The organism is Pseudonocardia sp. SID8383 (assembly GCF_009864975.1).
GTDB classification, from domain to species: Bacteria; Actinomycetota; Actinomycetes; order Mycobacteriales; family Pseudonocardiaceae; genus Pseudonocardia; species Pseudonocardia alni.
Map to the genome: position 1 here is coordinate 1 of NZ_WWFY01000753.1, position 5,766 is coordinate 5,766.

Consider the following 5,766-nt stretch of genomic DNA (forward strand, 5'->3'; position numbering starts at 1 on the left):
GGGCCGCCCACGCCCGGGCCCGGGCACTCGCCCTGCGCAGCGGGTCGCAGCGCGTCCTCGACCGGCTCGCGACGCTGCCCGGGGCCACGCCCCCCTGACCGGGGGGGCATCGGCTCAGCCCGACTGTTCCAGCAGCTCGTCGGCGGCGGCCCACGGGTCCAGCTCGCCGCCCAGCACCCGCTCGGTGAGGGTGTCGAGCGCGTCGCCGCCACGCACCCGTTCCATCCGGGCCCGGACCTGTTCCATCCCGATGCCCTCGATCTCACGGCGCGCCCGCTCGCGGCGCCGCCGCTCCCGTTCACCGGACTTCTCGGCCCAGGCGAGGTGCTCGTCGAGGGCGTCGGCGACGGCCCCGATCCCCTCCGAGCGGGACGCGACCGTCGAGAGCACCGGCGGCTCCCACGGCTCGGTGCCGATGCTCGTTCCGCCTGCGCTCCTCCCGGCGCCGTCCGGGGTGCGCAGGTGGAGCATGTTCCGCAGCTCCCGCACCGTGCGGCGGGCCCCCTCGCGGTCGGCCTTGTTGACCACGAAGACGTCGCCGATCTCCAGGATCCCGGCCTTGGCCGCCTGGATGCCGTCGCCCATCCCGGGCGCGAGCAGCACGACGGTGCTGTCGGCGAGCCCGACGATCTCCACCTCGGACTGCCCGACACCGACGGTCTCGATCAGCACGACGTCGCAGCCCGCGGCGTCGAGTACCCGCAGGGCCTGCGGCGTCGCCCAGGACAGCCCGCCCAGGTGCCCGCGGGTGGCCATCGACCGGATGAAGACGCCGTCGTCGTCGGCGTGGTCGCCCATCCGCACCCGGTCGCCCAGCAGCGCCCCGCCGCTGAACGGTGAGGACGGGTCCACCGCCAGCACCCCGACCCGGCGTCCGCGCGTCCGCAGCTCGGTGACCAGCGCCGACGTCGACGTCGACTTGCCCACCCCCGGGGACCCGGTCAGCCCGACGACGTGCGCGCGCCCGGTGTGCGGCGACAGCGCCGCCGACACCTCCCGCAGCTGCGGGCCGGCGTTCTCCACCATCGAGATGAGCCGGGCGACGGCGAGCTGTTCGCCGCGGCGAGCGCGTTCCACGAGGTCGCGGGGGTCCGGCGGTCCGGGCACGGTCGGCCTCCTTGTCGGGGGGGGCGGATGCACGTCGGCCCCCGCCGAGGCGGGGGCCGACGTGCATCACACGGAGATCAGGCCTGGGGGACGCGCACGATCAGCGCATCGCCCTGACCACCGCCGCCGCACAGCGCGGCCGCACCGACGCCGCCGCCGCGCGCCTTGAGCGCGAGCGCCAGGTGCAGCGCGATCCGCGCGCCGGACATGCCGATCGGGTGGCCGAGGGCGATGGCGCCGCCGTCGACGTTCACCTTCTCCTCGTCGATGCCGAGCTTGCGGGCGGAGACGATGCCGACCGCGGCGAAGGCCTCGTTGATCTCGACGAGGTCGAGGTCGGCGGGCTGGATGCCCTCCTTCTCGCACGCCTTGGCGATCGCGTTCGCGGGCTGCTCGTGGAGCGAGGCGTCCGGACCGGCGACGACGCCGTGGGCGCCGATCTCGGCGATCCAGTCCAGGCCCAGCTCCTCGGCCTTGGCCTTGCTCATCACGACCACGGCGGCCGCGCCGTCGGAGATCTGGGAGGCCGACCCCGCGGTGATGGTGCCGTCGGCGGCGAAGGCGGGCCGGAGCTTGCCGAGGCTCTCGGCGGTGGTGTCGCCGCGCACGCCCTCGTCGGTCGAGAAGACGACCGGGTCGCCCTTGCGCTGCGGGATCTCGACCGGGGCGATCTCCTGGTCGAACGTGCCGTCCTGCGCGGCGCGGGCGGCGCGCTGGTGCGAGCGGGCGGAGAAGGCGTCCTGCTCCTCGCGGGTCAGGCCGTAGCGCTCGTTGTACTTCTCGGTGGAGGCACCCATCGCGACCTGGTCGAACGCGCAGAACAGACCGTCGTAGGCCATGTGGTCGGTGAGGGTGGCGTCACCGAACTTGGTGCCCTCGCGGGACTTGGTGAGCAGGTGCGGGGCCTGGGTCATCGACTCCTGGCCACCGGCGACGACGATGTCGAACTCGCCGGCGCGGATGAGCTGGTCGGCCAGCGCGATGGCGTCGACGCCGGACAGGCAGACCTTGTTGATGGTCAGCGCCGGGACGTCCATCGGGATGCCGGCCTCGACGGCGGCCTGACGCGCCGGGATCTGTCCCGCGCCGGCGGTGAGGACCTGACCCATGATCGTGTACTGGACCTGGTCGGGGGCCACACCGGCGCGCTCGAGCGCGGCCTTGATGGCCACGCCGCCCAGCTGGGCCCCGGAGAAGCCCTTCAGGGAGCCGAGCAGACGGCCCATCGGGGTGCGGGCGCCGGCGACGATCACGGTTCCGGACACGGGGTCCTCCATCAGGCTTCGTTGTCAGGTGGGCCGCCACCATACCCACGGCCACGACCCGTCCGGACGCACCGAACGGTGGGGGTGACCAGTGGCACAGGCACCTACCGACGAGTAGAACCGGTAGCTTGTGCCCCCATGACGACAACCGAGGACGCCCTGTCGCCGCTGGTCGTGGCCGTGGACCACGTGGGCATCGCGGTGCCCGACCTGGACGAGGCCATCCGCTGGTACGCGGAGAACCTGGGCCTGGTCGCGGTGCACACCGAGACCAACACCGAGCAGGGCGTGCGCGAGGCCATGCTCGGGGCGCCCGGCGAGGCGGCCGGCGCCACGAAGGTGCAGCTGCTCGCCCCGCTGAACGAGGACTCCACGATCGCGAAGTTCATCGGGCGCAACGGCCCGGGGCTGCAGCAGGTCGCCTACCGGGTCACCGACGTCGCCGCCGCGGCGGACGCGCTGCGGGCGAAGGGCCTGCGCCTGCTCTACGACGCCCCGCGCCGCGGCACCTCGAACTCGAAGGTCAACTTCGTGCACCCGAAGGACGCCGGCGGAGTGCTGGTCGAGCTCGTCGAGCCGGCCGCGGACGCGCACTGACGGACGAGGCACGACCCCGTCCCGAAGGACAGTACGCACGTCCGGTGGGGTGCATCACGAAGCGCACTTCGGGTATCACCCTCACCGGCGACCTACGGTTAAGATACTACGCAGTAACTTGCGGTATCCCAAGCATCATCGGGTGAGCCCACCCGACTCCCCTGACAACGTCGCCATCGGAGGCCAGCAGTGAAGGACATCCGCGACGCCATCCTCGCCGGACAGTTCACCGACGTCGGAGGCCTGGAGGTGCCCGAGCACTACCAGGGCGTCACCGTCCGCGCCGAGGACGCGGACATGTTCGAGGGTCTGACCACCAAGGAGAAGGACCCGCGCAAGAGCCTGCGCGTCGAGGACGTCCCGGTCCCCGAACTCGGCCCCGGTGAGGCGCTCGTGGCCGTCATGGCCAGTGCGATCAACTACAACACCGTCTGGACCTCCATCTTCGAGCCGGTCTCGACGTTCAGCTTCCTCAAGCGCTACGGCAAGCTCTCGCCGCTGGCCAAGCGGCACGACCTGCCCTACCACGTGGTCGGCTCCGACCTCGCCGGCGTCGTCGTGCGGACCGGGCCGGGCGTGAACAGCTGGAAGCCGGGCGACCAGGTCGTCGCGCACTGCCTCTCGGTCGAGCTGGAGAGCCCGGACGGGCACTCCGACACGATGATGGACCCGGAGCAGCGCATCTGGGGCTTCGAGACCAACTTCGGCGGCCTCGCCGAGCTGGCCCTGGTCAAGTCCAACCAGCTGATGCCGAAGCCGGACCACCTCACCTGGGAGGAGGCCGCGTCCCCGGGCCTGGTCAACTCCACCGCCTACCGCCAGCTGGTGTCGAAGAACGGCGCCGACATGAAGCAGGGCGACGTCGTGCTGATCTGGGGCGCCTCCGGCGGCCTCGGCTCCTACGCCACCCAGTTCGCCCTCAACGGCGGCGCCACCCCGATCTGCGTCGTCTCCTCGGAGGAGAAGGCCCAGATCTGCCGCGACATGGGCGCGGAGCTGGTCATCGACCGCAACGCCGAGGGCTACAAGTTCTGGAAGGACGAGACCACCCAGGACCCGAAGGAGTGGAAGCGGCTCGGCGCGAAGATCCGCGAGCTCACCGGCGGCGAGGACCCCGACATCGTCTTCGAGCACCCGGGCCGCGAGACCTTCGGCGCCTCGGTCTACGTCACCCGCAAGGGCGGCCAGATCGTCACCTGCGCCTCGACCTCGGGCTACATGCACGAGTTCGACAACCGCTACCTGTGGATGAACCTCAAGCGGATCGTCGGCTCGCACTTCGCGAACTACCGCGAGGCCTACGAGGCCAACCGGCTCGTCGCCAAGGGCATGATCCACCCGACGCTGTCGCGGGTGTACCCGCTGACCGAGACCGGCCAGGCCGCCAACGACGTCAAGCAGAACCTCCACCAGGGCAAGGTCGGCGTGCTCGCGCTGGCTCCCGAGGAGGGCCTCGGTGTCACGAACCCGGAGAAGCGCGAGAAGCACCTGTCCGGCATCAACCGGTTCCGGGGCGTCTGACCCCCGATCGGTCGTCCGGAGGCCCCGTCCGTGTCACACGGACGGGGCCTCTGTCCATAGCGGGGTGAACCCCGTGACCCTCGGTGCGAACTCACGGCTGTGGAACGTCGGCGACGGTACGGTGAACGACATGGCCGGTGACCACGATGTGCCCGTACCCCGGACCGGTTTCTCGATCGCGCGCCGCGGCTACGACCAGGCGCAGGTCGACAGCCACCTGCGCCGGCTCGACGCCGAGGTGCGCATGCTGGCGGCCGACCGTGACGCGGCGGTCGCCCAGAACACCCGGCTGAGCCGCGAGCTCGACGACGCCCGTACCCGCGCCGAGGCCATGCAGCAGCAGGTCAACCGGCTCGCCGGCCCGCCGCAGAGCGTGCAGGGCATGAGCGAGCGGCTCCGGTCGATGTTGCGTCTCGCCGAGGACGAGGTCGCCGAGATGCACGCCGCGGCGGACCGCGAGATCGCCGAGAAGCGCCGCCGGGCCGAGGAGCACGCCCGCACCGTCGTCGAGGACGCGCGCGTCCGGGCCGAGCAGACCCTCGCGCAGGCCGAGGCCACGGCCGCGGAGGCCGCGCACCGGTCCGCCGAGCGGGAGCGCGCCGTCGAGGAGAAGCAGTCCCGCGTCGAGCGGGAGCTGGCCGCGCTGCGTGAGCGCACCGAGGCCGAGCTCGCCGAACGGCGACGCGTCACCGAGGCCGAACTGGTCGAGCAGCGCACGACGACCGAGCGCGACCTCGCCGAGCAGCGCAGCTCCACCGAGCGCGAGCTCACCGAGGCCGAGCGCACCGTCACCGCCCGGATCACCCGCGCCGACACCGAGGCGCGGGAGAACCGCGAGCAGGTCGAGCACGACTTCCGGATCGCGATGGACCAGCGCCGTACCGAGGCGCTGACCTCGCTGTTCGCCGAGCGCGACGCGCTCGAGGCCGACATCTCGCGCCGTGAGCGCGAGGCCGCGGAGCGGATCCGCCGCGACCTGGACCAGGCCCGCGCCGACGGCGAGAAGATCCGGTCCGACGCCCGCCGGGACGCCGAGGAGACCACCTCCGCCGCCCAGCGCCGCGTCGAGCAGCTCATCGGGCTGCGCGCCCGGGTCGCCGAGCAGCTGCGTGGCGCGCGGTCGCTCATCGAGTCCGGCGTCGACGACCTCGATGCGGGCCCGGCCCTGACCGACCTGCCCGCCGACGAGCCGCCCGCGGGGCAGGCCCCCGTCGAGCAGCCCCCGGCCGGGATCACCGAGCCGCGGACCACCGTGGCTCCCGCCGCGCCGGGCGCG

The 5,766-nt window shown here is 72.7% G+C and carries 5 protein-coding genes; 3 read left to right on the plus strand and 2 right to left on the minus strand.

Annotated elements, in window-relative coordinates:
* Positions 1-114 precede the first annotated feature (114 nt).
* Both meaB and GTW08_RS18215 read right to left on the minus strand, forming a co-directional pair.
* Entirely contained in the window at positions 115-1,107 is a 993-nt protein-coding gene (gene meaB, locus GTW08_RS18210; protein ID WP_062397318.1) for a methylmalonyl Co-A mutase-associated GTPase MeaB, read from the minus strand.
* Positions 1,108-1,184: 77 nt separating this feature from the next.
* A complete protein-coding gene (locus GTW08_RS18215) occupies positions 1,185-2,372 on the minus strand; it encodes an acetyl-CoA C-acetyltransferase (protein WP_073578592.1) in 1,188 nt (395 codons plus the stop codon).
* 138 nt (positions 2,373-2,510) lie between these two features.
* Between GTW08_RS18215 and mce the strand changes: the two genes are divergently transcribed.
* The 3 genes from mce to GTW08_RS18230 all read left to right on the plus strand — a co-directional run.
* A complete protein-coding gene (mce, locus tag GTW08_RS18220; protein ID WP_062397320.1) occupies positions 2,511-2,969 on the plus strand; it encodes a methylmalonyl-CoA epimerase in 459 nt (152 codons plus the stop codon).
* Positions 2,970-3,158: 189 nt separating this feature from the next.
* On the plus strand, positions 3,159-4,490 hold the full coding sequence (ccrA, locus tag GTW08_RS18225; RefSeq protein WP_073578493.1) for a crotonyl-CoA carboxylase/reductase: 1,332 nt from the start codon (positions 3,159-3,161) through the stop codon (positions 4,488-4,490).
* 73 nt (positions 4,491-4,563) lie between these two features.
* A partial coding sequence (locus GTW08_RS18230; protein ID WP_161152267.1) for a hypothetical protein occupies positions 4,564-5,766 on the plus strand: 1,203 nt, incomplete at its 3' end.